Source organism: Flammeovirga sp. SJP92 (genome assembly GCF_001583495.1).
In the GTDB taxonomy this organism is placed as follows: domain Bacteria; phylum Bacteroidota; class Bacteroidia; order Cytophagales; family Flammeovirgaceae; genus Flammeovirga.
This window is the reverse complement of sequence record NZ_LQAQ01000017.1, coordinates 36,610-62,752: the sequence shown is the minus strand read 5'-3', so window position 1 is coordinate 62,752 and position 26,143 is coordinate 36,610. Positions and strand designations below refer to the sequence as shown.

Annotated in this window: 21 protein-coding genes; 17 read left to right on the top strand and 4 right to left on the bottom strand. The window is 35.6% G+C overall.

The genetic code is table 11. The annotated features are described in order from the left end of the window. Nucleotides 1–279, bottom strand: a 279-nt coding sequence (locus tag AVL50_RS03765) for a hypothetical protein (protein ID WP_216639007.1), incomplete at its 3' end; no start/stop codon positions are given. 332 nt (nucleotides 280–611) lie between these two features. On the opposite strand from AVL50_RS03765, the gene AVL50_RS03755 reads away from it, so the two are divergent. The 3 genes from AVL50_RS03755 to AVL50_RS03745 all read left to right on the top strand — a co-directional run bounded on the left by AVL50_RS03755 (nucleotide 612) and on the right by AVL50_RS03745 (nucleotide 3,698). Then, nucleotides 612–2,309 (top strand): AMP-binding protein, encoded by a 1,698-nt coding sequence (locus AVL50_RS03755; RefSeq protein WP_062615145.1) that lies wholly within the window; start codon nucleotides 612–614, stop codon nucleotides 2,307–2,309. A 57-nt stretch (nucleotides 2,310–2,366) separates the two neighbouring features. Continuing rightward, nucleotides 2,367–3,023, top strand: a complete 657-nt coding sequence (locus AVL50_RS03750) for an alpha/beta hydrolase (RefSeq protein WP_062615144.1) — start codon at nucleotides 2,367–2,369, stop codon at nucleotides 3,021–3,023. A gap of 87 nt (nucleotides 3,024–3,110) precedes the next feature. Continuing rightward, nucleotides 3,111–3,698, top strand: coding sequence for a phospholipid scramblase-related protein (locus AVL50_RS03745; RefSeq protein ID WP_062615143.1), 588 nt, complete (start codon nucleotides 3,111–3,113; stop codon nucleotides 3,696–3,698). A 29-nt stretch (nucleotides 3,699–3,727) separates the two neighbouring features. Here the strand turns inward: AVL50_RS03745 and AVL50_RS03740 are convergent, their stop codons facing one another. Beyond that, on the bottom strand, nucleotides 3,728–4,543 hold the full coding sequence (locus tag AVL50_RS03740; RefSeq protein WP_172826755.1) for an RluA family pseudouridine synthase: 816 nt from the start codon (nucleotides 4,541–4,543) through the stop codon (nucleotides 3,728–3,730). Nucleotides 4,544–4,856: 313 nt separating this feature from the next. Here AVL50_RS03740 and AVL50_RS03735 point away from each other — a divergent pair, with 313 nt between their 5' ends. The 12 genes from AVL50_RS03735 (at nucleotide 4,857) to rhuM (ending at nucleotide 21,168) form a co-directional block, all read left to right on the top strand. Next, nucleotides 4,857–6,884 (top strand): T9SS type A sorting domain-containing protein, encoded by a 2,028-nt coding sequence (locus AVL50_RS03735; RefSeq protein ID WP_082795651.1) that lies wholly within the window; start codon nucleotides 4,857–4,859, stop codon nucleotides 6,882–6,884. A gap of 42 nt (nucleotides 6,885–6,926) precedes the next feature. Then, nucleotides 6,927–7,958, top strand: a complete 1,032-nt coding sequence (gene ribD, locus AVL50_RS03730) for a bifunctional diaminohydroxyphosphoribosylaminopyrimidine deaminase/5-amino-6-(5-phosphoribosylamino)uracil reductase RibD (protein ID WP_062615140.1) — start codon at nucleotides 6,927–6,929, stop codon at nucleotides 7,956–7,958. A gap of 97 nt (nucleotides 7,959–8,055) precedes the next feature. Further along, nucleotides 8,056–8,763 (top strand): DNA alkylation repair protein, encoded by a 708-nt coding sequence (locus tag AVL50_RS03725; protein WP_062615139.1) that lies wholly within the window; start codon nucleotides 8,056–8,058, stop codon nucleotides 8,761–8,763. A gap of 154 nt (nucleotides 8,764–8,917) precedes the next feature. Further along, nucleotides 8,918–9,496: an RNA polymerase sigma-70 factor gene (locus AVL50_RS03720; protein WP_062615138.1), complete on the top strand. Its 579-nt coding sequence runs from the start codon at nucleotides 8,918–8,920 to the stop codon at nucleotides 9,494–9,496. A gap of 124 nt (nucleotides 9,497–9,620) precedes the next feature. Beyond that, nucleotides 9,621–10,577, top strand: coding sequence for a FecR family protein (locus tag AVL50_RS03715; protein WP_062615137.1), 957 nt, complete (start codon nucleotides 9,621–9,623; stop codon nucleotides 10,575–10,577). A gap of 90 nt (nucleotides 10,578–10,667) precedes the next feature. Further along, nucleotides 10,668–13,991, top strand: coding sequence for a TonB-dependent receptor (locus AVL50_RS03710; protein WP_063850530.1), 3,324 nt, complete (start codon nucleotides 10,668–10,670; stop codon nucleotides 13,989–13,991). Between the two features lie 13 nt (nucleotides 13,992–14,004). Beyond that, nucleotides 14,005–15,624 (top strand): RagB/SusD family nutrient uptake outer membrane protein, encoded by a 1,620-nt coding sequence (locus AVL50_RS03705; protein ID WP_063850529.1) that lies wholly within the window; start codon nucleotides 14,005–14,007, stop codon nucleotides 15,622–15,624. Nucleotides 15,625–15,718: 94 nt separating this feature from the next. Further along, a complete protein-coding gene (locus tag AVL50_RS03700) occupies nucleotides 15,719–16,648 on the top strand; it encodes a metallophosphoesterase (RefSeq protein WP_062615134.1) in 930 nt (309 codons plus the stop codon). Next, complete coding sequence (locus AVL50_RS03695) at nucleotides 16,638–17,888, top strand: hypothetical protein (protein ID WP_157491128.1); 1,251 nt, start codon at nucleotides 16,638–16,640, stop codon at nucleotides 17,886–17,888. Before AVL50_RS03700 ends, AVL50_RS03695 begins: the two co-directional genes overlap by 11 nt. A gap of 193 nt (nucleotides 17,889–18,081) precedes the next feature. Further along, nucleotides 18,082–19,350 carry a folylpolyglutamate synthase/dihydrofolate synthase family protein gene (locus AVL50_RS03690; protein WP_062615132.1) on the top strand — a complete coding sequence of 423 codons (1,269 nt, stop codon included), beginning with the start codon at nucleotides 18,082–18,084 and terminating at the stop codon, nucleotides 19,348–19,350. Nucleotides 19,351–19,573: 223 nt separating this feature from the next. Continuing rightward, the gene (locus AVL50_RS03685; RefSeq protein ID WP_062615131.1) at nucleotides 19,574–19,975 is read left to right on the top strand and encodes a hypothetical protein; all 402 of its coding nucleotides are present in this window, start codon (nucleotides 19,574–19,576) and stop codon (nucleotides 19,973–19,975) included. Between the two features lie 170 nt (nucleotides 19,976–20,145). Then, nucleotides 20,146–21,168, top strand: coding sequence for a virulence protein RhuM/Fic/DOC family protein (rhuM, locus tag AVL50_RS03680; RefSeq protein WP_216639006.1), 1,023 nt, complete (start codon nucleotides 20,146–20,148; stop codon nucleotides 21,166–21,168). Nucleotides 21,169–21,228: 60 nt separating this feature from the next. On the opposite strand, the gene AVL50_RS03675 is transcribed toward rhuM, so the two are convergent. Next, nucleotides 21,229–22,971: an alkaline phosphatase gene (locus tag AVL50_RS03675; protein ID WP_082795648.1), complete on the bottom strand. Its 1,743-nt coding sequence runs from the start codon at nucleotides 22,969–22,971 to the stop codon at nucleotides 21,229–21,231. 231 nt (nucleotides 22,972–23,202) lie between these two features. Here AVL50_RS03675 and AVL50_RS03670 point away from each other — a divergent pair, with 231 nt between their 5' ends. Together AVL50_RS03670 and AVL50_RS03665 are read left to right on the top strand one after the other, a co-directional pair. Continuing rightward, nucleotides 23,203–23,505 carry a hypothetical protein gene (locus tag AVL50_RS03670; RefSeq protein ID WP_062615130.1) on the top strand — a complete coding sequence of 101 codons (303 nt, stop codon included), beginning with the start codon at nucleotides 23,203–23,205 and terminating at the stop codon, nucleotides 23,503–23,505. 267 nt (nucleotides 23,506–23,772) lie between these two features. Continuing rightward, the gene (locus AVL50_RS03665; RefSeq protein ID WP_062615129.1) at nucleotides 23,773–24,390 is read left to right on the top strand and encodes a DUF4251 domain-containing protein; all 618 of its coding nucleotides are present in this window, start codon (nucleotides 23,773–23,775) and stop codon (nucleotides 24,388–24,390) included. A 68-nt stretch (nucleotides 24,391–24,458) separates the two neighbouring features. Here the strand turns inward: AVL50_RS03665 and AVL50_RS03660 are convergent, their stop codons facing one another. Beyond that, the gene (locus AVL50_RS03660) at nucleotides 24,459–26,114 is read right to left on the bottom strand and encodes a PepSY domain-containing protein (RefSeq protein WP_062615128.1); all 1,656 of its coding nucleotides are present in this window, start codon (nucleotides 26,112–26,114) and stop codon (nucleotides 24,459–24,461) included. Nucleotides 26,115–26,143 lie beyond the last annotated feature (29 nt).

The window sequence follows — 26,143 nt, the reverse complement described above, 5'->3', positions numbered from 1 at the left end:
CAAAACAAAATCATCCCCTCTTTTTACTTCTAAAGCTTTATAATATTCATCTTCTTGCGACATCTGTTGGTTTTGCTGAGAGGAATATTGTTGCTCAGATTGACTTTGATATTGTTGTTGAGTGTTCTGATATTTGTAAGTATCATTTTTGATCTCCTCATAATATTTTTCCCATTCCTTTTTGTCATCATCATCAAAAAGGTTTTGAAGAACGGGATTGTTTTCAATCTGATCGTTGATTGTTGCTCTTAATATATTCTTAAATCTGTCGACTAACATTGTATAAATCTTACTGGCTTAATAAATTTAAATAAACGTCTTATTATATAAGACGAAAAGTTACTAAAAAAGATACTTTAATGCATAAAAAGTTATTTGTGAATGATTTTTCATTTATTTTTTTGGGAAATTCGTCATTAGGTGTATATTTGACAATTACTGAAGATGTGTTAATTAGCTCTCTTCAAAAGTACACACTCAAACATTTTTTTTATATTTTTGAGCAGTCATCGCCTTTAATCTTGTTGAAGGATTTGACTACTTAGATTTAATTATCTAATACTATACACATAAAGAGGTATTTACCTTTTTAATAACAACCGATAGTGCAAATGGAACAGAATTTCCCTTGGCATAAACACTATGCCGATTTTACTCCAAAAGAGATCAACCCGGATAATTACCACTCATTACTAAAGTTATTTGAGGAATCTTTCCAAAAATTTTCAAATAAAATAGCCTACGAAAACATGGGAGGTAAGTTGACGTACGAGGAAGTCGATTTGGCGTCTCAGCGTTTTGCTTCCTATTTACAGAACCAATGCAAAATGAAAAAAGGGGATCGTATTGCTATTCAAATGCCGAATACATTACAGTATCCAATTGCTATGATTGGTGCTATTCGTGCGGGTATGGTTGTGGTGAATACTAACCCTCTTTATACAGAGAGAGAAATGGAGCATCAATTTTCTGATGCAGGAGTGAAAACGGTCGTAATTTTAGCCAATTTTGCGGATAAACTTCAGAATATACAGGGTAGATTACCTGAATTGAAAAATATTATCATCACAGAATTAGGAGACTTGTTAGGTTTTCCAAAAAGCTTAATTGTCAACTCTGTGGTCAAGTACGTAAAGAAAATGGTGCCTGCTTTCAAATTACCAACAGCGGTGCCTTTTAAACAAGCCCTGCGTGAAGGTGCTAAAGGAGAGTACAAGCCACCTGTTATTACAGGTCAGGATCATGCTTTCTTACAGTATACGGGTGGAACAACAGGAGTAGCCAAAGGTGCTATTCTTACACATAGAAATATTGTTGCCAACTTGGAGCAGTCTAACGCTTGGTTGCAAGGTTGCCTTAATGAAGGAGAGGAATTAGTGATTACCGCTTTGCCTTTGTATCATATTTTTGCCCTAACGGTAAACTGTATGACAATGATGAAGATTGGTGCACATAACCTTCTTATCACCAATCCAAGAGATATGGATGCCTTCTTAAAGGAAATCAGTAAATATAAATTCTCTATTGTGACGGGTGTCAACACACTTTTCAATGGGATGTTGAATCATAAGAGATTTTCTGATATTGATTTCTCAAAATTGAAAGTAACAATTGGTGGCGGTATGGCTGTGCAGGAAGCAGTGGCTAAGCGCTGGGAAGAGGTAACAGGTTGTACTCTAGCAGAAGGATATGGTCTTACAGAAACTTCTCCAGTAGTTTGTGTTCATCGTTTGGATAGTCCTAAAATAGGTACCATTGGATTACCTTATCCTTCTACCAATGTGAAAATTTTGAATGAGGAAGGTGTTGAAATGCCGATTGGCGAGGAAGGAGAACTTTGTGTAAAAGGTCCTCAGGTGATGAAAGGATATTGGAAACGTGATGAGGAAACTGAAAAGACTTTCTTCCCGAACGGATGGTTGAGAACAGGTGATATTGCCACAATGGACCATCATGGTTATTTTAAAATTGTAGACCGTAAGAAGGATATGATTTTAGTATCTGGTTTCAATGTCTATCCAAATGAAGTAGAAGAGGTACTGGCTATGCATGACGGCGTAGGTGAATGTGCAGTCATTGGCGTGCCGGATGAAAAATCTACGGAAGCTGTAAAGTGTTTTATCGTGAAAAAGGATCAACACTTAACTGCAGAAGCTCTAAAAGACTTCTGTAAACAGAATTTGGCTGGATATAAAGTGCCTAAGCATTATGAATTTAGAACTGAACTACCTAAGTCTACTGTAGGTAAAATTTTAAGAAGATTATTGAAAGAAGAAGAAATGGATAAAACCAAAAAGGTTCTTCATTAATAAAATATATTTCAACTCAAGGTACTGCCCCACTGCAGTACCTTTTTTTATGCAAATATGGAACAACAGAAAAACTGGGTGCCTCTTCAAATTGAAGCCCCTTTTTATACTAACGGAGTACTAACAGAACAGACAGAACATCTTTGGATGGTTTTTCACGGATATGGTCAGTTGGCAGATCATTTTATGCGAAGGTTTGATATTTTATCATCTGAGGAGCATCATGTAGTCAGTTGCCAAGGTTTGTCGCGTTTTTATTTGGATAGCCAATATCAAAAAGTTGGAGCCTCTTGGATGACAAAACTAGATAGGGAAGCAGATATCAGACATCAACAGCTTTATATTTCTAATGTATTTGAAAATCGCCTGAATGCTTTGGGTGAAAAAAAGGTGAAGTATAACTATTTGGCCTTTTCTCAAGGAGGAGCTACTTTATTGAGGTGGTTGAATTATTATAAACCCAAAGTAGACAACTTGATCCTTTGGGCTGGTGATATTCCTAAAGAATTGACCGCAGAAGATTTCTCTTTTCTAACGCCTAATTCAAATGTAATGATGGTGTTAGGAGATAAAGACCCATTTAGAACTTTTATTGACGTAAAAAGGCAAAAAGAGTTATTAAACTCCTTAAATTGTAATTCAAAATTTATTAAATTTGATGGAGGGCATCATGTTAGAAGAGATGTTCTTGAAGAATGCGTAAAGCATCTTTAAATTCAAATTATTAATAAACTAATATCTCTTATTTTTATCAGTTAAATTACTATTAATTATACTTGGAGATACTAAACAAACTATTTTATGCATCCCATATTAAATAAGAATCAATTCTTTGTAAAAGAGCATGTAGGTATGTTCAAAGCGGCAAACAACTACGACATCTATGATCCAGTGACGAATGAGATCATAATGGAATGCCGTGAGGATTCTTTAGGTTTTTTTACTAAAATCCTGAGATTCACGGATTACAAGAGAATGACTCCCTTCCACATCGAAATCAGAACAATAACGGGACAAAAAATTCTAACAGTAAAAAGAGGAATTTCTATTTTCTTATCAGAAGTAGAGGTTTTAGATGAAAACGATCAATTGATTGGTGTATTCAAACAAAAACTATTTTCAATCGGAGGTAAGTTTGAAGTATTTGATGCTTCAGGCACTTCACTTTGTATGTTGAAAGGAAAGTGGACAAGCTGGGACTTCAGATTTGTGAAAGATAACTTTGAGTTTGCTCATGTAAGCAAGGAGTTTGCCGGTTTTGCCAAAGAATTATTTACTTCGGCTGATAACTATGGTTTAGAAATCAATCCTGAAGTACCTCAAGACCACAAACTGAGATTACTGATTATGGCGGCAGTAATGTGTATTGATATGGTATTGAAAGAATAACAGCAATAGATTTTCGAGGGTAGGAAGAATTACTTCTTACCCTTGTACTTTTCCCACATTTTTATTTCTCTTTCTAAAAGTGAATCAAACTTTGAAGGGTATTTGGTAGTGAGTTCTTTTCGTTTTTTATTTCTTGGATGAATAAATGAAATGAAAGTGCTGCTCAAGAAGAGTCCTTTTCCTTTTAGAGTATTTCCTTCCTCTCCGTATTCTTTATCCCCCACAATAGGGTGGCCCAGCATTGCAAGATGTTTTCTCAATTGATGTGTTCTTCCAGTGTGTGGTTCCAATTCAACTAATGTCAGTGTTTCACTTCTCAAAGACGGAATCTCTTTGTTAACGCTGTAAGAACTGTGGCAGGGTTTTCCTTCTAACTCGAAGTTGATTTCTCCCTTTTTTTTCTCAAATGTGCCCATCGCCACGGCATGGTATTTCTTTTTGATGGTTTTATCTTCAAACTGTTGCCCTAATTTGACTCTGGCCAATCTTGTTTTTGCAATTAATAAAAGACCAGAAGTAGGAGCATCTAAACGGTGGCAAGGTTTCGGCCAAGGCATAGCATCCGCTAATGTACTTTGAGAAATATTAAATAGAAGTGCATTTTCAATGGTCTTGAATTGATTACCACTTACAGGAATTCCTGAAGGTTTATAAATCACAGCTAGGTCTTCATCTTCAAAAATAACCTCAAGTTTTAATTCAAATACCTTTGGTGGTTTTGCATCTTCAGCATAGATTACAATTTCCTGGTCGGCAGTTATCCACTCCGCTCCATTTAAAATTTGATTCTTACAAATAACACGTTGTGCCTTAAATGCTTTTTTCAAGCCATTACGTGAAGTCATATATTTGCTGTTCGTTAACACAAAATCAAAAATCCTTATTTTGTGATCGACCTCACTTGGTGTTTTAATTTGTTCAAGAATCGTTTTTACCATGTTGAAAAATTATAATTGACATTGAAATCTTACTATTGGTTATTTGAAGAATTCCGTGATAAAGTTAGAGAAAAGAATAGAATTAAGTTTAATGATCTGTAAATATCATCCTATTTCATATTAATAATCACATCTACATACTAAAGTACATGAAACTGACGTGGGAGTATTTATGTTCTATGAATAACTGACTTAGTATTAAAACCAAAATAAAACTATCATGAAGGTCTATCTATTTATGCTGGGGTTTTGCTCGTTGGCCCTAGATGTGTTTGCAACTACCTATTATTCTCAAAGTAACGGTAACTTTTATTCGGATGCGATCTGGGCTACCACTGAAACAGAATCCAATTCTAGTAATTGGGTTAAAGCTGAAAATATCAGTACTCCATCTAATCACGATTTTGTTATTCAGCATAATGTAACCCTTCCAAATGTCAGTATATCAGTAGGAAGTATTGTAATTGAAAGTGGTAAATACCTTTATCATTTAGCATCAGGGACTGCAGGGCAAGCTACTTTAAGCGTAACCAATCTAAGTGTGGTGGGTATTTTATATATCAGGAATAATTATGTTAACCTCACTGTTGAAAATATTTTTTTCCTTGAAGGTTCTCATCTAAATCTTACGGAGTCAGTAGCCAATATCACTCATAACGGTATGTTTTATTCCAATAGTGTGACTACATTGACATTAGATCTAGCGTCTCCTGTCGTGTCTGGATTGTTGGGAGATTATATTTCGGGATCAATTTCAGCAGATAATACCTTACGTTATCCCTCGGCTTCAACAGAAAATACATTATCGAGTTTACCGTCTGCCTTTTTGAGTGAAACAGGTTCTATTACTTTAAAAAAAGACTATACTTTGAAAATAAGTACTGCTATTCCAAATACCTTTACAATTTCTGCCGGTTCAGGATCAAATGCTAGTGACAATGGAAGTATAGAATTTCTTTCAGGAGCATCAGGAACATTTATGCCAGCAAATGATGGTAATCCTTTTTTGAACTTTATCATGAATACTTCCTCAGGAATAACATTGGGGAGAGGTGTGAATATTGGTGGTGAATTAACGTTGACAGACGGCGTAATTACTACAAATGGAAATACTTTGGCCATCAAAACCGGCGGTAGCGTGAAAAATGCCTCCTATACCAACGATATTAATACTACGATTTCTGGAGGTTCTAATGCTTCTTACGTAGACGGGCAAATGTCAATGGAAGTAACGGGGACAAACAATTATGTACTTTTGCCAGTAGGGGATAACAATCTACTCAGAGTTGGCGGAGCCAAAAGTTTAGTGTCACCTTCACCTAGTGATTACACCTTATTTGTAAAGCATGTTCAATCTATTCCAACCAATAATACAGAACTCAATGATATAGCATTGAAAGTCAGTGGTTCTGAATATTGGGAAATTGAAGTGACAGGAAGTGATGTTGATAATGTTAATGAAAGGTATAATGTAATACTTTCATATCATACCACTTCAGGAGTCAATACCTCTTCTCTGAATACGGTTCATTTAATGCATTACAGAGGAGCTAAATGGTATTCTGAAGGAAGTATGGCAGGAGATGGAACGCATACTACTGATACTAATAATTATAATGAAAGTGTGGAAGGTTTTATTGAAGCTCCGACAGCCACTTTTAGCCCTTTCACCTTGGGAGGAGACAGTAACCATGACCTTCCTATTACTTTGAAATCTTTTGAAGTCGAAAGAAAAGAAGATGAGCTTCTCTTTCGTTGGATAACAGCTCAGGAAGTTGACAATGATTATTTTAAACTTGAAGGGTCTTCTGATAAAAAGCATTCTAAGGTACTGGCAAAAATAGAAGGAGCAGGAAACTCAAATGTAGAAATAAAATATGCCCATACACTTTCAAAAGAGCAATGGAATAAATATCAGTTTTTCAGATTGAAGCAAACTGATTTTGATGGAAAATATTCTTACTCTAGTTGGATTCATGTAGAGCATAATGAAACACCGAACAAGTTTGATTATATCATTTATCCAAACCCTTCAAGTCTAGCAATCAATGTGAAAATGACAGCTCTTGCCAATGAAACGATTAAAACGTATCAGATTTTTGATCTCAACGGAAAAAGGTATCATTCGACAAGCTGGAACCCTACACATCATACTATTGATATTTCTTCATTGCCAAAAGGAATTTATATGTTAATGATTTCAACGCTATCAGGAAAAAAGAAGATTCAACGTTTCACAGTCCAATGATCAATAACTAAATTAGCTATCGGAAATTAACAGACGATAGTTATGGACAAAAAATATATGTATAGAGCATTACAGCTCGCTCAGAAAGGAATGGGACATGTAAGCCCAAACCCTATGGTGGGAGCTGTAATTGTATATAAAGATCGAATTATTGGAGAGGGATATCATCAGAAATATGGTGAACCACATGCTGAACCTAATGCAATTGCTTCTGTAAAAAAAGAAGATCAACAGTATCTTTCTGAAGCAGATATGTATGTGACGTTAGAGCCTTGCAGTCATTATGGAAAAACACCTCCGTGTGCTGATCTGATTGTGAGAACAAAATTAAAGAATGTTTATGTCTGTAATCTTGATCCTAACCCACTTGTAGCGGGACGAGGAATCAAAAAGATGACAGATGCGGGCATACATGTTGAAACTGGAATATTAGAAGAGGAAGGTTTGGAAGTAAACAAGCGTTTCTTTAAAACTATGGTGCATAATAAGCCTTATGTGATCTTAAAATATGCTCAGACAGCTGATGGTTTTGTGGCTAGAGAAAATTACGATTCAAAATGGATCAGCAATGGATTATCGCGTCAGCTAGTACACAAAATGAGAGCAGAGGAAGATGCGATTATGGTGGGAAGTAATACCGCAAAGCATGATAATCCAACGTTGAATACTAGAGATTGGGCAGGCAAAAACCCGTTAAGAGTTGTCGTTGATAGAGAGCATAAACTTAATCAGAGTTTAGATCTTTTCGATAATGAATTGAAAACGATTTGTTATACGACTTCTTTTGATGAAGAAAACGAGAACCTCGCTTTTATTCCTTTAGGAAAAGATACATTCTTTGAAGACCTTTTGACAGATTTGATGGGGCGAAAAGTACGTTCAGTAATTGTAGAAGGAGGAAGTAGATTATTAACGCAGTTCATTGAGAAAGGATTATGGGATGAGGCTCATATTTTCACATCTTCAACTACTACTTTTGGGAAAGGTATTGAAGCACCAACTTTGACTAATGCTAGAAAAGTATCGTCTCAACAGATAGAAGGAGATGATTATTCCATTTACAAAAGAAGATAAAACCAGTACAATATTATAATGAAGTCTCCTGCTTAGTGCTCTAATCAGGAGATTTTTTTATTTTAGAATTCACATCATTCACTCAAACGAATTCAAGATGACAAAAAATGAAGTAATGGATGCCCTTTACAAAATGAGCAATGAAGGTACTAAATCTATTTATCTAAAGCATGGTGCTAAAGAACCCTTCTTTGGTGTAAAAGTAGGTGATTTGAAAACCATTCAAAAGAAGGTGAAAAAAGACCATGATTTGGCACTTGAACTGTACGCTACTGGCAACTCTGATGCAATGTATTTGGCAGGGTTGATTGCGGATAATAAAACCATCACAAAAGAAACTTTACAAGAATGGGTGAAGCAGGCTAATTGGTACATGCTGTCAGAATATACGGTGGCTTGGATCGCTTCGGAATCAAAATTTGGTTGGGAATTAGGGCTGGAATGGATTAATGACGCAGATGAAGGAATACAAAGTGCAGGTTGGTCTACTATTTCCAATTACATTGCTATCACAGCAGATGACCAAATTGATATAAAGAAAATAGAAGAATTACTAGACCAAGTCAATGCTGATATTCATGAATCATTAAATAGAGTGCGTTATACCAAAAATGGCTTTGTGATTTCAGTGGGTTCTTATATTCCGTCTTTAACAGAAAAGGCTATGGAAGTAGCTAAAAATATTGGAAAAGTGAGTGTCAATGTAGGGGAGACAAGCTGTAAAGTTCCTTTGGCCTCTGATTATATTCAGAAAATTATCGAGAAAGATAGAGTGGGGAAGAAGAAGAAAAAAGCAAGGTGTTAAGAGTATGTTTTTAATATGCTTTAAGTGTATGGTCAGTTTGAAGAAGGAAAAACTTCATGTTTCTTTCTTCATTATTTATTCCTTTTTTGTTAATACGTTAATCACATAGTTGCCGATTTTTATTTACTAGTTTTGTGTTTTCAAATCTAGGACAATGAGAAATAAACTAGCAACAGCAACTGACATCGAACTCTTACAGCTTCTTTTTGAAGAAGAAAATCTCTCTGCTTTTGATGAAATTTATGAGCGCTACTTTGAGCGTTTGTTCCGGTACGGAAATCAAATCTTAAATAACCAACAGTTAAGCGAGGATATTATACAAGAAATTTTTGTTACTCTCTGGACAAAAAAAGATGTGCTTCAAATTACTCACCTCAATGCCTATTTACATCAAGCTGTCAAATTTCAAACGGCAAAGCATTTCCGAAAAGCCGTTCTTACAGAGGAACAATTAGAGTTGGCTGAGAAAATATTTAGTCAGCAGAATACAGATGATTTAGTTATTGTCAATGAACTAACAGAAGAGGTCAATCACCTTATAGCAACATTACCTCATCGATGTAAAGAGGTATTTCAGTTGTCGAGGTTTGAACATTTGTCCAATCAGGAAATTGCAACAAAGATGAACATCTCTATTCGCACGGTAGAAACCCATATCAGCAATGCCTTGAAGTTCCTGAAAGAGAATATTTCGGTCACTTCCATGTTACTTTTTTATTTCTTATTCCTTTGAGAAAGTACGATTAAAATGAACAAACTATTACTTTAATAAACTGTTTGTGAATTCCCTCCAATTTTTAAAAAATCATTACGTGTGCCCTTCTCTTTTTGATACTAACAGGTGAAAACACGATAAAATGAAAGAAAAAGACTTTTTAAATATCATCGATAGGTACGCTTCTGAAGAAGAAAATGAAAATGAGGTAAAACTCGTAGATCACTTTTTTGATGAAAGTCAAAATACGGCTTCAAAAGAGTGGGATAAAGAGAATATCTTGTCAGCAAAGAAGAGAGTACAACATAGGATACATCAAGAAATAGGTGTAAGAAAAACAGTGCCCTTCTATTCCAGTGCTGTTTTCAAATCTGTTGCTTCAATTGTAATAGTCGGCTTATTGATGGGCTTGTATTTTACTTTTCAACCAAAAGATATAGAACAAGTGGTTGTTCAAACTGCTGTGGGGGAACAAAAGAAGGTAATTCTGCCAGATGGGTCCATCGTTCATCTCAATAATCTCAGTAGCCTGTCCTATTATAAGGACTTTCAAACGAACAGAACATTAGTGCTAGAAGGAGAAGCGTTTTTTGATGTTCAAAGAGATACCTTGCATCCATTTAAAGTATTCACACAAAATACAATTACGCAGGTATTAGGAACGTCATTTAATGTAAAATCCTATCATAAAACCGTTGTAGAGGTATTGGTGAAAACAGGAAAAGTAAATGTGAGAAGTAAAGTAAATCAGCATAATTCCATTGATCTTTTACCTCAGCAAATGACCCAGTATTATGGGGAGGAGCAACAATTAGTGAAAAGGGAAATCAAGGAAAATGAAGGTTTGCAGTGGATGAATAAAGTGATTGTTTTTGATCAAACACCAATAGAAGAGGCAATTGAAGAGCTGGAAAGATGGTACAATGTGAAGATTCAGATTGCTGACCAAGGGATCAAGAACTGTCAGTTAAACGGTCAATATAAAGTAAACAAGCTAGAGGAAATTCTCCAAGGGTTAGCCTTTATGAATAATATCCAATACCAGTTTCAAAAGAACGGCGTCATTGTTTTGAAGGGTAAAGGATGTCAATCGCAATAAATAAAAAACCCGACACTGTTGGCGCAGGACGGGTGATAAATCAATCGCAAAATTAATTTATTTATGAGTACAAATGTAAACAAATTGTTGATGAAACTATCAACAAAACGGCTTATTTATGCCTTAATTTTTATGAGCGTAATGGGATTCAATTCCACTGCTCAAGCTTATCATTTTGAAAATACACAAACCACAATACCTTTAGAGGTGGAAGGTATCACATTGCATGGTTTATTTAAAGCAATAGAAGGTAAAACAGATTTGGTCTTTATGTATGATCAGTCTGTAGAAAACAATACAACTTTATTTAATTTTTCATCATCAGACATTTCAGTAACTGAGATTCTAGAGCAAGTCACTCAAAAGACAGGATATACCTTTAAAGTCATCAATCAAACGGTATATGTAAAACAGCCAATTGATGCCTCAAGTACTTCTGAGAGTAATCAACAAGTTCAGCAAGAGGAAAGAATCATTGAAGGTCAGGTGATTGATCAGGAGACAAAAGAGCCTCTGATTGGAGCGTCCGTTTATATTAAAAATTCTACAAAAGGAGTTGTTACAGATTTCAATGGGAATTTTAGACTTAAAGTTCAAAGCACTACCGCTATGTTGGTTTGTTCTTATATCAGTTATCAAACACAAGAGGTGGCTATTGATGGGGATAATAACATTACAATTGCTTTGCAGGCTGATTTACAAGCACTCCAAGAAGTAGTAGTTGTAGGTTATGGAACACAGGAAGCCAAAGATGTAACAGGCGCTGTTGGTATGGTAAAAGAAGATGAATTTAACCAAGGAATGATCAATTCTCCAGAACAGCTTTTACAAGGAAAAATGGCAGGTGTTAATGTTGTAGCATCGAGTGGAGAGCCAGGAGCTGCCATGAATATTGTGATCCGTGGAGCAAGTTCAATAAGAAGTGGAAACTCTCCGCTTTATGTAATCGATGGAATGCCATTGGACAATTCTGATGTTTCACCTGAAGGAGCAGATATGGGTGTGGGAAGCTCGCAAGCAAAGAACCCGTTGAATTTTTTAAACCCTAATGATATCGCTTCCATCAACATTCTTAAGGATGCTTCTGCAACAGCAATTTATGGAGCGAGAGGTTCTAATGGTGTCATTTTAATTACAACTAAAAAAGGAAAAGAGGGGAAAGGTACTTTGAGTTATGCCGGATCTGCAGGGCTTTCGACTTTATCTAAAAGAATTGATGTTTTAGAAACTCCTGCTTTCATTACTGCTACAGATAGAATAGCAGAAGAAAATGGGACGGAGAATAATTACATCTACGATAGAAATGTAAACACAGATTGGCAAAAAGAAATGACCAGAACGGCCAAGACCCAAAACCATAATCTTTCGTTTTCAGGTGGAAAAGATCAATCTTCTTACCTAGCTTCTATCAACTATTTTGATCAGGAAGGTATCATGAAGCAGAGTCAGCAAACTCGATTTTCGGGAAGAATTAATGTTACTCAAAACTTCTTTGAAGATCGATTGAAACTGGGAGCTAATTTAACAGCAAGTCAAGTAGAAGACTCGGGTATTCCAAGAAGTAACGGTGCAGGATCTGGAGGAGAACTAATCACTAATATGCTAAAGTCTAATCCTACTTACCCTACGCATGATGAAAATGGAGAACTGTTTGTATTCCCTTCAGGTGTCAATCCTTATGCTTTCTTAGAGTTATACCAAGACTATACAAAGACGAACCGTATCATAGGTAATTTTAATGCTGAAATTCAATTATTAAAAGGATTGAGTTACAAATTGAATACAGGTGTTGACAATGCTACTTCCAATAGAAATCTACAGATTGACCCTAATAATATTGAATTCTTTAGCCCTAATGGCCGTGCAACAATTCTTAATGTAGAAAGTGAAAATAGATTGATAGAGAACTATTTTAACTATCAATTAAAAACAGGCAGACACAATATGAAATTTCTATTGGGTCATTCTTATCAGCGATTTTACAGAAGAACTTATGGTTTTACAGTCAATAACTTAACGACTACTGAAGTAGACGCGATTAATAATCCAAGTATCGGTTCTGATTTGACTTCAACTCCACCTACAGGTAGTGCTCAGATCAATGAACTACAGTCATTCTTCGGAAGAGTGAATTATACTTTCAATGAAAAATACATCTTTACAGCATCACTAAGAGCAGATGGTTCTTCGAAGTTTGGAGATAATAACAAGTATGGTATTTTCCCTTCTTTTGCAGCCGCTTGGCGATTAAGTGAGGAGCCATTTATTCAGAACTTAGGCGTATTTTCTAATCTCAAATTAAGAGCTGGCTGGGGACAAACGGGTAATCAGGAAATTCCAAATAAAATCACTCAAGCGTCTTATTCAACAAGCGTATCGAATGGCTATTGGTTGAATGAAGGTGGTGAAATTACGAATGGGATAACATTGGCTCGTACTGCAAATCCAGATATCAAATGGGAGGTAAATACACAGGCAAATATTGGTATTGACTTTGAACTTTTCCAAGGGAAATTGTATGGTACTTTCGATTATTTCAACAAAAAAACAACGGATTTACTATTAAAAATGACCTCTCAAGATCCATCACCTTCGCCTTACGTTTGGAAAAATGTTGATGGAACTATTACGAATAAAGGTTTCGAATTTTCATTAGGAGGTCATGTTATCACTAGAGGGAATTTTAATTGGAATGTAGATGCTAATGTGACTCGCATTCAAAACGAAATCAATAAACTGCCTTTGACTTTAATTTCTACAGGTTCATTGTCAGGTCCTGGTTTATCAGGAGCACAAGTCAATGCTTATGCAAATGGACAACCTATTGGCGCTTTTTACTTGCTAGAACATCTTGGGTTTGATGAAGAAGGTAAAAATATCTTTAATGATGTGGATGGAGATGGTACTATCACTAATAATGATAGAATCTTTGCAGGCAGTGCACTTCCAAATTATACATTAGGTCTTACGAATAATCTATCTTATAAGAATGTAGACTTGTCCTTTTCTTTGAATGGTAGTATAGGAAACAAGGTATATAATAATACAGCAAATGCTTATTTCTCTATCCCTTCATTGACCAATGGAAACAACATTACGAATGCCATTGCTAATACCAATGAAAGCAGTCAAAACGTTCCTCAGCCATCTACCTATTACTTGGAAGATGCCGATTTCTTAAGATTAAACTACCTCACAATTGGTTATAAGTTTAATACAAGCAAGTGGAACAACGTAAGTAATCTTCGTATTTATGCTACTGGTCAAAATTTGTTGACCATCACCAATTATTCAGGATTTGACCCTGAGGTAAACACTGATAAATCATCAGATGGAAACCTTTCATACGGTATTGATTATGCCAACTACCCAAGAGCGAGAACTTATATTTTGGGTGTCAATGTATCTTTCTAAATCTAATAACATCATGAAATCTCTTATCAAAGTATCTTATATATTTTTAGCTTCTGTAGTGGTCGGTTGTACAGACCTGAAAGAAGAAATTCTGGATGAAACGCTAAACAAAGATCTTATCACTTCTAATGAAGCGGCGGAGAGTGTTACAGCAGCTGCCTATGCTCGTTTGCGTTCTACATTTACAAATCATGCAAAAGTTTTCGGACTCCAAGAAATCACAACAGATGAAGCGATGTGTCCTACCAGAGGAACAGACTGGGATGACAATGGTCTTTACAGAGAATTGCATACACATACTTGGACGGCCAATAACGGAGCAATTCGTAATACTTGGAATGAATTGAATCAAGGTGTAGCAAAGTCGATGATTGCCATTAAAACAATGCAAGACATGGAGGGCAACTTTGACCGCTATATAGCAGAAACTACGGTCCTAAAAGCATTTTATATGATGCATTTATTGGACCTATATGGTCAGGTGCCTACAAGAGATGTTGAAATTTTGAAGTTTAACGATTCCCCTATGGTATTGAAAGGTGAGGAAGCAGTACAATACATAGCGGAAGATTTATTGAGTACTTTAGATCATTTAGGAAGCAAAGAAGAAATAGGCAATTCAAGAATCACAAAAGAAGCAGCTCAAGCTTTATTATCACGATTATACCTTAATTCTGCTGTATATATCAATCCGTATGCCTCTTCTTACAAATTTAAATCTGAAGATTTAACGAAAGTAATTCAATATGCATCTGAAGTCATAAATTCTTCAAGCTATCAATTAGAAACAGCTGATTACTTCTCTATTTTCGATACAGATAATCACGGGCATAGCGAAATGATATTTGCTGTTGATCAGCGTTTGGAATATAATTTAGGCGATAATCTTTTTTCAGTAGTTAGTTTGGCAAGATCGCAAAAGCCAACGCCAACAAGAAGAGGTTGGAATGGATTTTCTACATTGCCTGAATTTGTTGATACATGGGACATCACCGATCCACGTTACTCTAAGGTCAACTTTGTACAAGAAGAAGGTACGTTAGCACCTGAGCTCTACGAATTGAATAGAGGTTTCTTGTCAGGTCAACAATTCGGACCTGTTTTAAATGAGGATCAAAGTGATTTTGTAAAAGATGCATCCGGTCAGCTAATTATCACGGCACTGATGAATGATAGAGATGGACAGCCTACTAATTTTACAAAAGAGGTAAAACTTTTTGATAATCAATCTTCAGGAATTCGTGTAGCAAAATATCAATTTGATCACAATGGTTCTTCTAATGGGCGTGGTCAAGTAGACATTCCATTGGTAAGACTAGGAGATGTTTATTTGATGAGAGCTGAAGCTAAATTTAGAAATAATGATGTGTCAGGTGCACTTTCTGATATCAATACTTTAAGAACAGCAAGGGGAGCCAAACCATTGACTTCTCTAACTGAAGAAGCACTTTTTAATGAAAGAGGTTTTGAGCTGTATTGGGAAATGCAGAGAAGAACAGATATGATTCGTTTTGGAAAGTTTGAGGATAAGTGGACTGAAAAAAGCAGTTCAGATCCTAATAAAAGGGTTTTCCCTCTTCCTCAAACGGCATTAGATGCCAATCTTAATTTAGTACAAAATCAAGGTTATTAAACTTTTTCTAATCAATCTATAGGAGTATTCTTGATGCCATCAAGAGATAGAAAAAAAGCTATTGTGATGGCATTGAGTTTCTCCTTTTCTTACTATGAAATACGCTATCAACAGGCGCACTTTTTTAAGACTTTCAGCAACTACATTATCTGCTGTTCCTTTTCTTAGTTTTAGCAATATTATTTCCGAAAAACCATTTTTGCAATTTGGAATGATGACGGACTCTCATTACGCTGACTGCCCTTCAAGAGGAATACGTTTTTTTCAGGAGTCAAAAGCAAAGATGAAAGAGTGTGTTGACTTAATGAATCAACGAAAGGTAGATTTTATGATTCATTTGGGTGATTTGAAAGACGAATCCAAACCTGCTATTGAATCCGAAACGCTTCAATATTTGAAGGAAATTGAAAGTGTTTATGCTACATTTTCGGGACCGAGATTCCACGCTATCGGCAATCACGATTTGGACAGTATAAGCAAAAAACAATTCCTTGATCATATTGAAAATACAGGAATCCCAAAGGATAAAAGTTATTACTCTTTTGATCAAAATGGATTTCACTTCGTTGTTTTGGATGCCAATTATCTCAAAGATGGCACAGATCATGGCAACAACAATTTTCATTGGGAAGACACACAGTTGCCACCTGAAGAGCTTCAATGGTTAAAGGAGGATCTTAATAAAACCACTTTTCCCACTTTCGTTTTTTTACATCATACGCTTTATGATGTGGGTGAAATAGGAAAAAAATATCATGTTACCGATGCAGATCAAATCAGAAATATATTGGAAAAATCAGGTAAAGTGAAGGCTGTTTTTCAAGGGCATTATCATCGAGAGCAGTATCAAAAAATTAATGGTATTCATTACTATGTTCTTAAGGCGATGGTGGATTATTCAGGGAAAGAGAACAACAGTTATGCGATTGTGAAGCTGTATAAAAATGGCGTATTGGAGATAGAAGGGTTTCGTAGAGCAATAAGTAAATCTTTACACTTCAATTTAATTAAAAATGAAAACTAGAAACTATTTTTTATGGATGCTATTTCTATCTATGTTGCTTTTTTATGGTTGCAACAACAACAACGAAATGCATCAAATGCAGACGGCTCATCTCCAACAAAACAAAGTAATTGTTGATGAAGGGAAAGCAATTGCTGACTTCTACTTTTACAGTGATCAGGTTACTGTTTCTGAAGAAGGAGAGGTAAAAGGAAAAGGTGATGTTCTTTCGTTTAGAGTACACAATTGGTCAGAAAGTATGTTGGGTCGTCAACTTAAAGTGGCGGAAATGGGGAATGTAATATTGAGTAAATCCACCGGAGATTTAGAATCATTCATGGCAGGTTATTTATCGATTACTAAAAATGAAGATACTTATAATGTCACCTATTCAATCCAAAACCCCAATAAGAATTGGTCAGGGCAAGCAGAAATAACGTCTTGGATTAATAAAGCTTCAAGTAATCATAGAGCCATTAATACGGCATGTGGTACTTGCACAGATACCTATAATGAAGTACTCAATCCTTCTACAAGTTTGCAAGTGGCGGAGATGTTTGCACCCAGACTTTATTTTGATAAAGCAGCCAAAACCTTTCCGTCCACTGGTCAGAAAATTTTTGATATCTCAAAAAATAAAGATTGTGGACAACAATTGTCACTCAATTCAGGAATTGACAAATCAGGAAGCATTGCTGAAGCAGAAACCTACTATCAAATCACCAACTGTCCAGAAGATAACCGCAGATTGTTTATCACTTATTGGTGGACTTACATTCGACAAGACAATTGCTTTTTCAATGCTGGAGGTCACGATTATGATTGGGAAAGAATTGTGGTGCAAGTCAACAAAGATACATGGACAGCTACAACGGTGACTTATTATCAGCATGCCGGTTGGTATACTCATAAGCTGACTCAAAATAGAGCAACTGTTTATATCGGCAAAATTGGTCATGGTGCTTATCATAATTCCGGTGGAAGTGGCGGATGCTGTTATTGGGCCGACTACAGAAACCCGGGGCCACTTTGGGAGACATGGAAAAGCCCCATTAAGGAACTTCGTTGTGATGGTGAAAATTGGATGGCTTTTGATGGTAAATGGGGTAGCCCAGCTCAAGGACCATTGTATAGAGATAGAAATTACTGTGACCTTGACCCTTGTAAAGGATCTACAGTTTTAGGTTGTACAACCAGTGGTTGTGCGCGTAGTGAATATACTTCTACGAATTTGGGAGGTATTGATTACGGTTTCAATTAAGATAGTGAAAGCCAAGAGTCATGGATTTTTCGTGGCTTTTGGTGTTTTTTTATTTCTGTTTGGTAGTAACGATATAGCTTTAAAATAGAGCACAGGAAAGAAGAAGAAAACGAGATGTTAACCTTTGTAGGGTCAAGAGTGTTTAAGATCGAAAAATTACCTACATTCGCTTTTCAAAAATTGAAATAAGAATATGACCTACCAGGAAACTTTAGATTTTTTATACGCACAGCTTCCAATGTTCCAAAGAGAAGGGAAGTCTGCTTTTAAGAAAGATTTATCCAATACCATTGCTTTATGCGAGGCACTTGATCATCCTGAAAATGCATTCAAGTCCGTTCATGTTGCAGGAACAAACGGTAAAGGAAGTTCTTCACATATCCTTTCAGCTGTATTGCAATCGGCAGGGTATAAAGTAGGTTTATATACATCACCCCACCTGAAGAGCTTTACTGAAAGGGTGAAAATTAATGGTCAGCCTATTGCTGAAGATAAGGTTGTGGAGTTTGTAGGTGGCATTAAAAAGCATATAGAGGAGATACAGCCTTCATTTTTTGAATTGACAGTGGCGATGGCTTTTGATCATTTTAGAAATGAAAAAGTAGATATTGCCATTATTGAAGTAGGGTTGGGAGGAAGATTAGATTCTACAAATGTGATCAGCCCAGAAGTGAGCTTAATTACAAATATCGGTATGGATCATATGGATATGCTAGGGAATACTTTGGAATTAATAGCTGGCGAAAAAGCAGGAATCATAAAAACCGATACTCCAGTGGTGATCAGCCAAAAGCAAGAAGAAACGACACCAGTATTCCTAGAAAAGTCTTCTCAAGAGAAAGCACCTATTACTTTTGCAGAGGAAGTATATCAATGGGATGCATCTAACATTATGAAATCAAATCAGATTTTCTTAGAAAATGTAGTGTTAGAAGCCAAAGGAAATTATCAGAAGCATAATGCGTTGGGTGTGTTATCCGTAATTGATGCTTTAAACCAAAAAGGAGATTTCTTTATTTCAAAAGAAGCCATCAAAGAAGGGTTCAAAAACTTGAGTGCATTGAGTGGTTTAAAAGGACGCTGGCAAACTTTGCAAACAGCTCCTTTGATGATCACTGACGTTGGTCATAATGAGGACGGATGGCGATTTGTATTGGATCAGATTTCAACATTAAAATTCGATAAACTTTGGATGGTTTTGGGTGTGGTCCAAGAAAAAGACTTACCTAATATGTTGAGTAAACTGCCTGTAGAGGCCTATTATTTCTATTGTAAGCCTAATGTGCCAAGAGGATTGGATGCATCAGTTTTAGGTGAAGAAGCGGATAAAATTGGTTTAAAAGGAGAGGTGATTAGTGATGTAAATGAGGCTATTCAAGTGGCAAAAGAGAAGGCTTCAGAAGAAGATTTGATCTTTATTGGGGGCAGTACTTTTGTAGTGGCAGAGATCGAAAACCTTTAAAGTTGCTTAAAGTAATAAACATCTTTTAACTTAATAGAGTGGCGGAATTAGAATTTTATCTAATACATTTGCTCTTGATATGCAAGAAATCAATTCCATAAAGGGTTGATTTCTTTATGTTTAACGAACTTTCTAGTTTATGAAATGTAGAAAATTTTTCTACTTTATTATTGCCGTAACTGTATCAATTAGTTTTTATTCATGCGGAAGAACGGCAAATTCAATGAGCAAACACTCTTTGTGTTATGAAAAAATAATCAAGAGTGACCCTGTTAGAAGTGAGAACGGACAAATGATTTCTTTTATGGATTCCATGTTTCTTCAGTTAGATATTAACGGGAAGAACGTAAAAGGAACTTTTGAATGGATGCCCTCAAAAAGCAAGTACATAACAGGAACATTGAAAGGAAAAATTGAAGAGAATTTGATCAAAGCCATCTACACTTACCAAACTTCAGAAGGTTTAATGCAACAAGAAGAAAGGTATATCAAGTTGGAAGAAGATTCAGCTTACTTTAGGGTAGGAGGAAAGATGAGGCTCAAAGATGGAGTGTATGTTTACACTAATGATCAAGACAATATGCAATTTGGAGCAGCAATACCTTTGAAGTATTGTGGACTTTAAAAAAATAATTTGATTAAAAGTCAGAATTTTAAAAGAGATAGGGGAGGTCTTTCATTAATTTGGAAGGCCTTTTTTCGTTGACTGATAAAGTAGAAGAAGGTTTGATTCTTGTTCTTAATTCGGATAATTTAGCAGATCATCTCTGATTCATCAAATCTCACATCAATACAATGAACCAAACAAAAGAAAATCAAGAGCAAACTCAAAAAATTGTAACATTCAAACCATCTTCTGAACAGATAGAATATCAAGTTTTATTGGATGAAAAACAGGAAACTGTTTGGGCAACTGAATTAGAAATTGCAGAAATATTTGGTAGGGATCGTTCTGTGGTGAATAGACACATTAAAGGTGTTTACAGTGAGCAAGAATTAGAACAAGAGTCAACTAGTGCAAAATTTGCACAAGTTCGTTTTGAAGGTGATAGAGAAATTGAGCGTACCATTTTGCATTATAATCTAGATGTTATTATTGCTGTAGGTTATAGAGTAAAATCGCCTTTAGCAACCGAATTCAGAAGGTGGGCTACAAGAAAATTAAAAGAATATTTATTGAAAGGATACACCCTAAACGAGCAATTACTTACCCAAAAAAGTGGCCAAGTAGAAAGGTTGCAGGAAGAAATAGTACAGCTGAATCAAAAACTACTGGACAGTCAAAAAGAGATCACAACTGGCTTTTTGGGGGTTATTACAAATTATGCAAGATCCTTTGAATTGCTAAGTAAATATGACAACGAGGAGCTTACTACCTCAGGTCTGAATGAAGACATTATTTATGTCATCAACTATGAAGAAGTAAAAAGAGCAATCAAGGCGTTGAAAGAAGATTTAATGGGGAAAGAGGAAGCAGGAGAACTGTTTGGAAATGAGAAAGATGATTCATTCCAAGGTTTATTAGGAAGTATCTCACAGACCGTTTTTGGTCAACTGGCTTATCCAAGTATTGAAGAACAAGCGGCTCAGTTGCTTTATTCAGTCATCAAAGGCCATGCTTTTAGTGATGGCAATAAACGCATTGGATCATTTTTGTTTGTCTGGTTTTTAGAACAAAATCAGTTTCATCTTAAAATGGATGGCCAAAAGAAAATTACAGACAATACACTTGTTGTATTAGCATTGGCTGTAGCACAGAGTTTGCCAGAGCAAAGAGAATTAATAATTAAGTTGATTATCAATATAATTAAAACATAACACCCCGAAACCAATTGAAAGGTGTACGGGGTGTAGGTAAATGTAAAGTTAGAGTGTAGGTTAGTTTACACTTGTAGAATATGCAGTGACAGTAGTGATGTCTTCTGTGAAAATATCATTGATAAAATGCCAATCAGCCTTTGCTGATGCATTGGAGAATGTGGCTAATACAAAACCTCTTCGTGAAGCATCAGTATATTTTAAACCTTCGATAAGAGCAACATTTGCTTGTTCAAAGGGCTCAATAACAGAAGGGTTACTACCGAAGATGCCTTCAAACCCAGGAGAAGAAACTGAAGCGGTGGCAAATTCTTCACCGACTGTATTGCCAGATGCATCTATTAAATTACTGTTCCAAGCATTATGTGTATCCCCGGCAAGTGAGATAAGCTTTTTACCACCTGCCGCACTGTAGATCACTTCCCTTTCCACTGGGTATCCATCCCAAGCATCAAGGTTGTAAGGAAGCACAGTTGTTAATCGAGCTGTTTCCTCAGCTGTAACGGTCGGATCGCCAAGAGCAATTCTCTTTTTTATGGTCAAAAGTTCAGTAACGCTTTTTTGATATTGCAATAATAAATCTGAGGATGAAGTTCCAGAAGCGGCAATAGCGGCTACAATTTGAAGAAGTTCAATGGGAATAGTATAAGTCCCCATTAATACTTGACTTCCTAAAACTTGCCACTTAGCAGTGCCTGAAGCTAATTGTCCTGCTAGCCACCCTCTTTGCTCAATACCAAGAAGAGTTCTATTTTTGTTACCCCAATCAGCTAAAAATTTAGCACTGTCTATCCCTGACTCTGTAAAATAATTACTGTATTCCAATTGCTTTTCACGGCCAATAATACGCGTGTCCAACATGTGAAGGTCTACAATTCCACCAAAATCAAAACTGCGGTAAATTTTTGAATTATCACTTACTCTAGCCGGCAAGTATTCATGCCACACTTGAAGAGCATAAGCTTTTCTAGTTTCATAGTCTCCTTCCCCTTCATTGTGGTTTTCAGCACCATCTTTATAGGCATCATTTGTAATTTCATGATCATCCCAAACGCAGATAAATGGTTTTGATTGATGCAACTTTTGCAATTGCGTATCCTGTCTATATTGACGATAACGGGTTCTGTAATCATCTATGCTTAAAATTTCACCTTTAGGTTCGTGAAAGCGATCTAGTGAAGCTGTCAGTTCATTTACCCCATATCCAACTGCACCATATTCATAGATGTAGTCTCCAAGGTGAACCACAACATCAGCATCAGAAAGGGCAACCGCACCGTAAACATTAAAAAGTCCAGCTTGGTAATTAGCACAGGATACCACTGCCATTTTTATATCACTAGCTTCTCCAGAGGCAGGGAGTGTTTTTGTCATCCCAATGGGAGAAATGGTATTAGTAAAAGTATTAGAGAAACGGTAGTAATAGGTAGTATTGGACTGTAATCCTTTTACATCAACATTCACGGTATAGTCAGATGCTGTATCAATAATCACTTTCTCATTTGAAATAACATTAGAGAAATCTTTATCTGTTGCTACCTCAAGTGTTACCTCATTCGCTTTTTCATTGGTAGCAGGTGTATATCTGGTCCATAAAATGACCTGTGATTGTGTAGGGTCAAAACTAGCCACTCCTTCAAAGAAACCATATTCTCCTTCAGGTGTGATGTCTGGATTAATTTCATCTAGCTTTTCTTCTTCAGTACAAGCTGAAAGTGGAAGAAGAGTGGTTCCACTTGCTACGATAATAGAGTTCCGAATAAACTTACGGCGAGAAACCGCACTCATTGCATTCTTTTTCATTAATTGATGGGAAGTTTTTTGTGTTTAAGTTGAGACCAAAATTAAGTACAGCAAATGACCTTAAAGTGAATAGATTATTATTGAATGATTATTCATTTTATGCAATGTTATTCAAAAGTTAAGGACCATATAACATTGAGGCAGTCAATGGATGGTAAGCAATACATTGATTTTATTTGAAAGTGAAGGAGAAGTTTAAGCGAATTTATTGGAGTTGAAAATCACATAAAAATGTCTACTTTTGCATTAACATGTTATTATTTAATCCTAGATAAAGATAAGATGATGGATGAGAATATGATCGCAATGCAGTTTGCAAATGCGATAAATACAACTGAAGATGAAAACCAGATTGTACAAATGATGCAAGCCGCTTTCGGAATGTTACAGGGAATGAACCTTCCTGAAGAAAACATTAAAGATATTGCTGGTAAAGTATCTACTTTTTTATCTGAGTTAGAAGTTGAGGAGGGATCTCAAGCAGCAAAGAACAAAGCAAAAGCTGTAGAGACATTAGCAACATTGATCGGATAGTTTCATGACTATTCCTGCAGATAACAGAAAACACCTTATTTCGATGAGGTGTTTTTTTATGCTTTTATTATTTTTGATAAGTACTTAGAAAAATTAATATCAATGTTTAGATATTAAATTAACATAGGTCAAAAAAATGTTTATTAATAGTGCCTAAAGGCCTATTTTACACTTTTTATGACTGTAAACAAAAACTTTTTCTTTCACAACCGTATAATATTAAACAATCAGTAATAGAAAGAAGATTATCATTAAAAACTATTTATTATGAATACGACAGTTTTCAAAAATTGCATCATTGCATTGAGTTTAATTTTAGGCTTCTCATTATCCTCGTATGCTCAAGAAGCAGAATCAACATTATCAAAAAAAGAACAAAAAGCCTTAAAAAAGGAGCAAAAGAAAAAAGCTAAGGAAGAAAAAAAAGCACAAGCTGAGGCTTTTGAAAAGTTACAGCACGATCAAGCTTTAGCAGCAATAGATAGCCAACAATTTGTATTAGAAGCCAATCAGCTTTATGATAGAAGAGGCAGAACAGTCAATGTTCAGTCGAATATCAACTTTATCAAAGTACAAAAAGATGTGGGTACTTTACAGATCGGTTCGGCCAATTTGGTGGGATGGAACGGCGTTGGAGGTATTACCGTAGATGGTAGAATTTCTGACTGGAAAGTGAAGAAAGATGATAAGAACGGCAGAACTACAGTTTCTTTTAATATCATGGGTTCTATGCTCGTAGCAAGAGTGATTTATGATCTTGACGGTACAGGAAACTACTGTAATGTAAGAATTGATGGTGTATTCAGTGCACGTCAATTAAAAATGAGAGGAATTTTGGTGCCAAATAATATGAGTTCAACCTATGAGGGTATGATCAGATATTAAGACCTATAGTATATAAGTTAAAAAGCACTTGAAGGATGATTTGATTCATGATCCTTCAAGTGCTTTTTTTATAACTTTACCAGCTTCCTCAATTTTTTACGTTTTCGATAAAGGTATTCATATAAGCCAGTGATCAGCAATATATTGAAAAGCAACCCTAATAAAGGAATCAGTAATATGCTGTATTTATCAAAAATGAATTGGAATAATCTACCATTATGTAATTCAAACATATAGTTCCACAATGGCATTTTATATTCGTCTATGATTTCTTGAGGGAAATTGTAGAAAGTATCTTCTTGAGGAGGAGTGATGGCTAATAACCCTTGAGAATAGGCTGATATATATTTTTCTCCTTTAGGTGATGTAAATGAAGCAACAGTCATAAATTCACCCGGTTTTTGAATGCTTTGAAACAATGGTGTCCGCTCTCCAGTGAGAACATCTGTACTATATTCTTGCCCTTCTATATAATCAAATAAACCATAAAACGATCCCACTAAAAAGTGTTGACCTCCTAAAGGTTCAAAAATAGTTGCTCCCATAACAAAGATATTGACCTTCCAATTCAGCTTTTCAAAATCCGAAGAAGCATCACTTTTTCCAGCATAAATACCTTCTGTTGTATCTAAAATAATACGGTCCGTTTGAGTATCATACATTGCATTTCGGATAGAATGATACCATTCATTTTCTAAAAACCGATCAGGAATAATTGAAATAGGCACTTGTCCATTATATAAGGCTACAATCAATGGTGGACGCATAAACATTCCTGTTCCCCCAATTATCAATAAAAAAACAAAGGTCCATACTCCAATTTTGGTGTGATACTTAATAATGAATTTCTTGACCTTTTTTGAAAAAGAATTGGACACTTTTTTCTTTTTGAAAAATGTGATGTACAAAGAAGTGAGGGAAAGGAAAATTAAAATTAAGGAAAGACAATCATAAAATAACTTACCCGGAGTACCCCAAAGCCAACCGCTATGTAATGCAAACGTAAATTGAATCATATCAACATACTTCCGTTCCTTTTTGAAAATGGGATAAACTTCGAGTTGATGATCTGCAATTTTATAAATGTTGGATTGAGAAACAGCAAAAAGTTGTCCTTTGATATCAATGATTTTGACAAACTTCTCCGTATAGGATTGTGATGATTGTAGAGTTGTCCAATGATTCGTGTGAAGGTTTAGCTTATAAACACCTCCAAATGTTGCGGCGTAGATTTCATTTTGAAGCGTATCATAATGTAAGTCATTCACTTTTTGATAGTAAATAGCTTCAGGAAACCCATTATTCATTAAAGATTGAAAGGATTTTCCACTGTCATTGCTTTTCCAAACACCCTGTTTTCCACCGATAATTATCGTATCTTGACCGAGGTAAACAATGTCTTGAATCCCACCTCTATTCCAGTTGCTAGGAATATAATCATCAGGAAAATAGGTTTTTGAAACAGCAAAATCTGCAATGAGATCAGGGTGATTTAAAAGAATGCCTGACACGCTCATCCAAACTAAAATGATGGATAAAAGTAGTCCGAGATATTTATGCCAGCTCACCGCTGTTTTATAGATTTTCTTAAAAATCATTGGAAGTCTGTACTCCAGCCTAAGGTTGGAAAGGATAATTCTGATAAATGCTGAAGAACAATAAGCTACTGTTTTAATTCTGTTCTTCTTGAATACAAACCTATTATAAAAAATAATAAAAGACAAAAATATCTTTTAATATTTTCCTGTATTGA

Bases quoted from the DNA above. Each gene is read 5' to 3' on its own strand.
- AVL50_RS03755 (WP_062615145.1), top strand. From the start codon at position 612: ATGGAACAGAATTTCCCTTGGCATAAACACTATGCCGATTTTACTCCA.
- AVL50_RS03750 (WP_062615144.1), top strand. From the start codon at position 2,367: ATGGAACAACAGAAAAACTGGGTGCCTCTTCAAATTGAAGCCCCTTTT.
- AVL50_RS03745 (WP_062615143.1), top strand. From the start codon at position 3,111: ATGCATCCCATATTAAATAAGAATCAATTCTTTGTAAAAGAGCATGTA.
- AVL50_RS03740 (WP_172826755.1), bottom strand. From the start codon at position 4,543: ATGACTTCACGTAATGGCTTGAAAAAAGCATTTAAGGCACAACGTGTT.
- AVL50_RS03735 (WP_082795651.1), top strand. From the start codon at position 4,857: ATGAAGGTCTATCTATTTATGCTGGGGTTTTGCTCGTTGGCCCTAGAT.
- ribD (WP_062615140.1), top strand. From the start codon at position 6,927: ATGGACAAAAAATATATGTATAGAGCATTACAGCTCGCTCAGAAAGGA.
- AVL50_RS03725 (WP_062615139.1), top strand. From the start codon at position 8,056: ATGACAAAAAATGAAGTAATGGATGCCCTTTACAAAATGAGCAATGAA.
- AVL50_RS03720 (WP_062615138.1), top strand. From the start codon at position 8,918: ATGAGAAATAAACTAGCAACAGCAACTGACATCGAACTCTTACAGCTT.
- AVL50_RS03715 (WP_062615137.1), top strand. From the start codon at position 9,621: ATGAAAGAAAAAGACTTTTTAAATATCATCGATAGGTACGCTTCTGAA.
- AVL50_RS03710 (WP_063850530.1), top strand. From the start codon at position 10,668: ATGAAACTATCAACAAAACGGCTTATTTATGCCTTAATTTTTATGAGC.
- AVL50_RS03705 (WP_063850529.1), top strand. From the start codon at position 14,005: ATGAAATCTCTTATCAAAGTATCTTATATATTTTTAGCTTCTGTAGTG.
- AVL50_RS03700 (WP_062615134.1), top strand. From the start codon at position 15,719: ATGAAATACGCTATCAACAGGCGCACTTTTTTAAGACTTTCAGCAACT.
- AVL50_RS03695 (WP_157491128.1), top strand. From the start codon at position 16,638: ATGAAAACTAGAAACTATTTTTTATGGATGCTATTTCTATCTATGTTG.
- AVL50_RS03690 (WP_062615132.1), top strand. From the start codon at position 18,082: ATGACCTACCAGGAAACTTTAGATTTTTTATACGCACAGCTTCCAATG.
- AVL50_RS03685 (WP_062615131.1), top strand. From the start codon at position 19,574: ATGAGCAAACACTCTTTGTGTTATGAAAAAATAATCAAGAGTGACCCT.
- rhuM (WP_216639006.1), top strand. From the start codon at position 20,146: ATGAACCAAACAAAAGAAAATCAAGAGCAAACTCAAAAAATTGTAACA.
- AVL50_RS03675 (WP_082795648.1), bottom strand. From the start codon at position 22,971: ATGAAAAAGAATGCAATGAGTGCGGTTTCTCGCCGTAAGTTTATTCGG.
- AVL50_RS03670 (WP_062615130.1), top strand. From the start codon at position 23,203: ATGTCTACTTTTGCATTAACATGTTATTATTTAATCCTAGATAAAGAT.
- AVL50_RS03665 (WP_062615129.1), top strand. From the start codon at position 23,773: ATGAATACGACAGTTTTCAAAAATTGCATCATTGCATTGAGTTTAATT.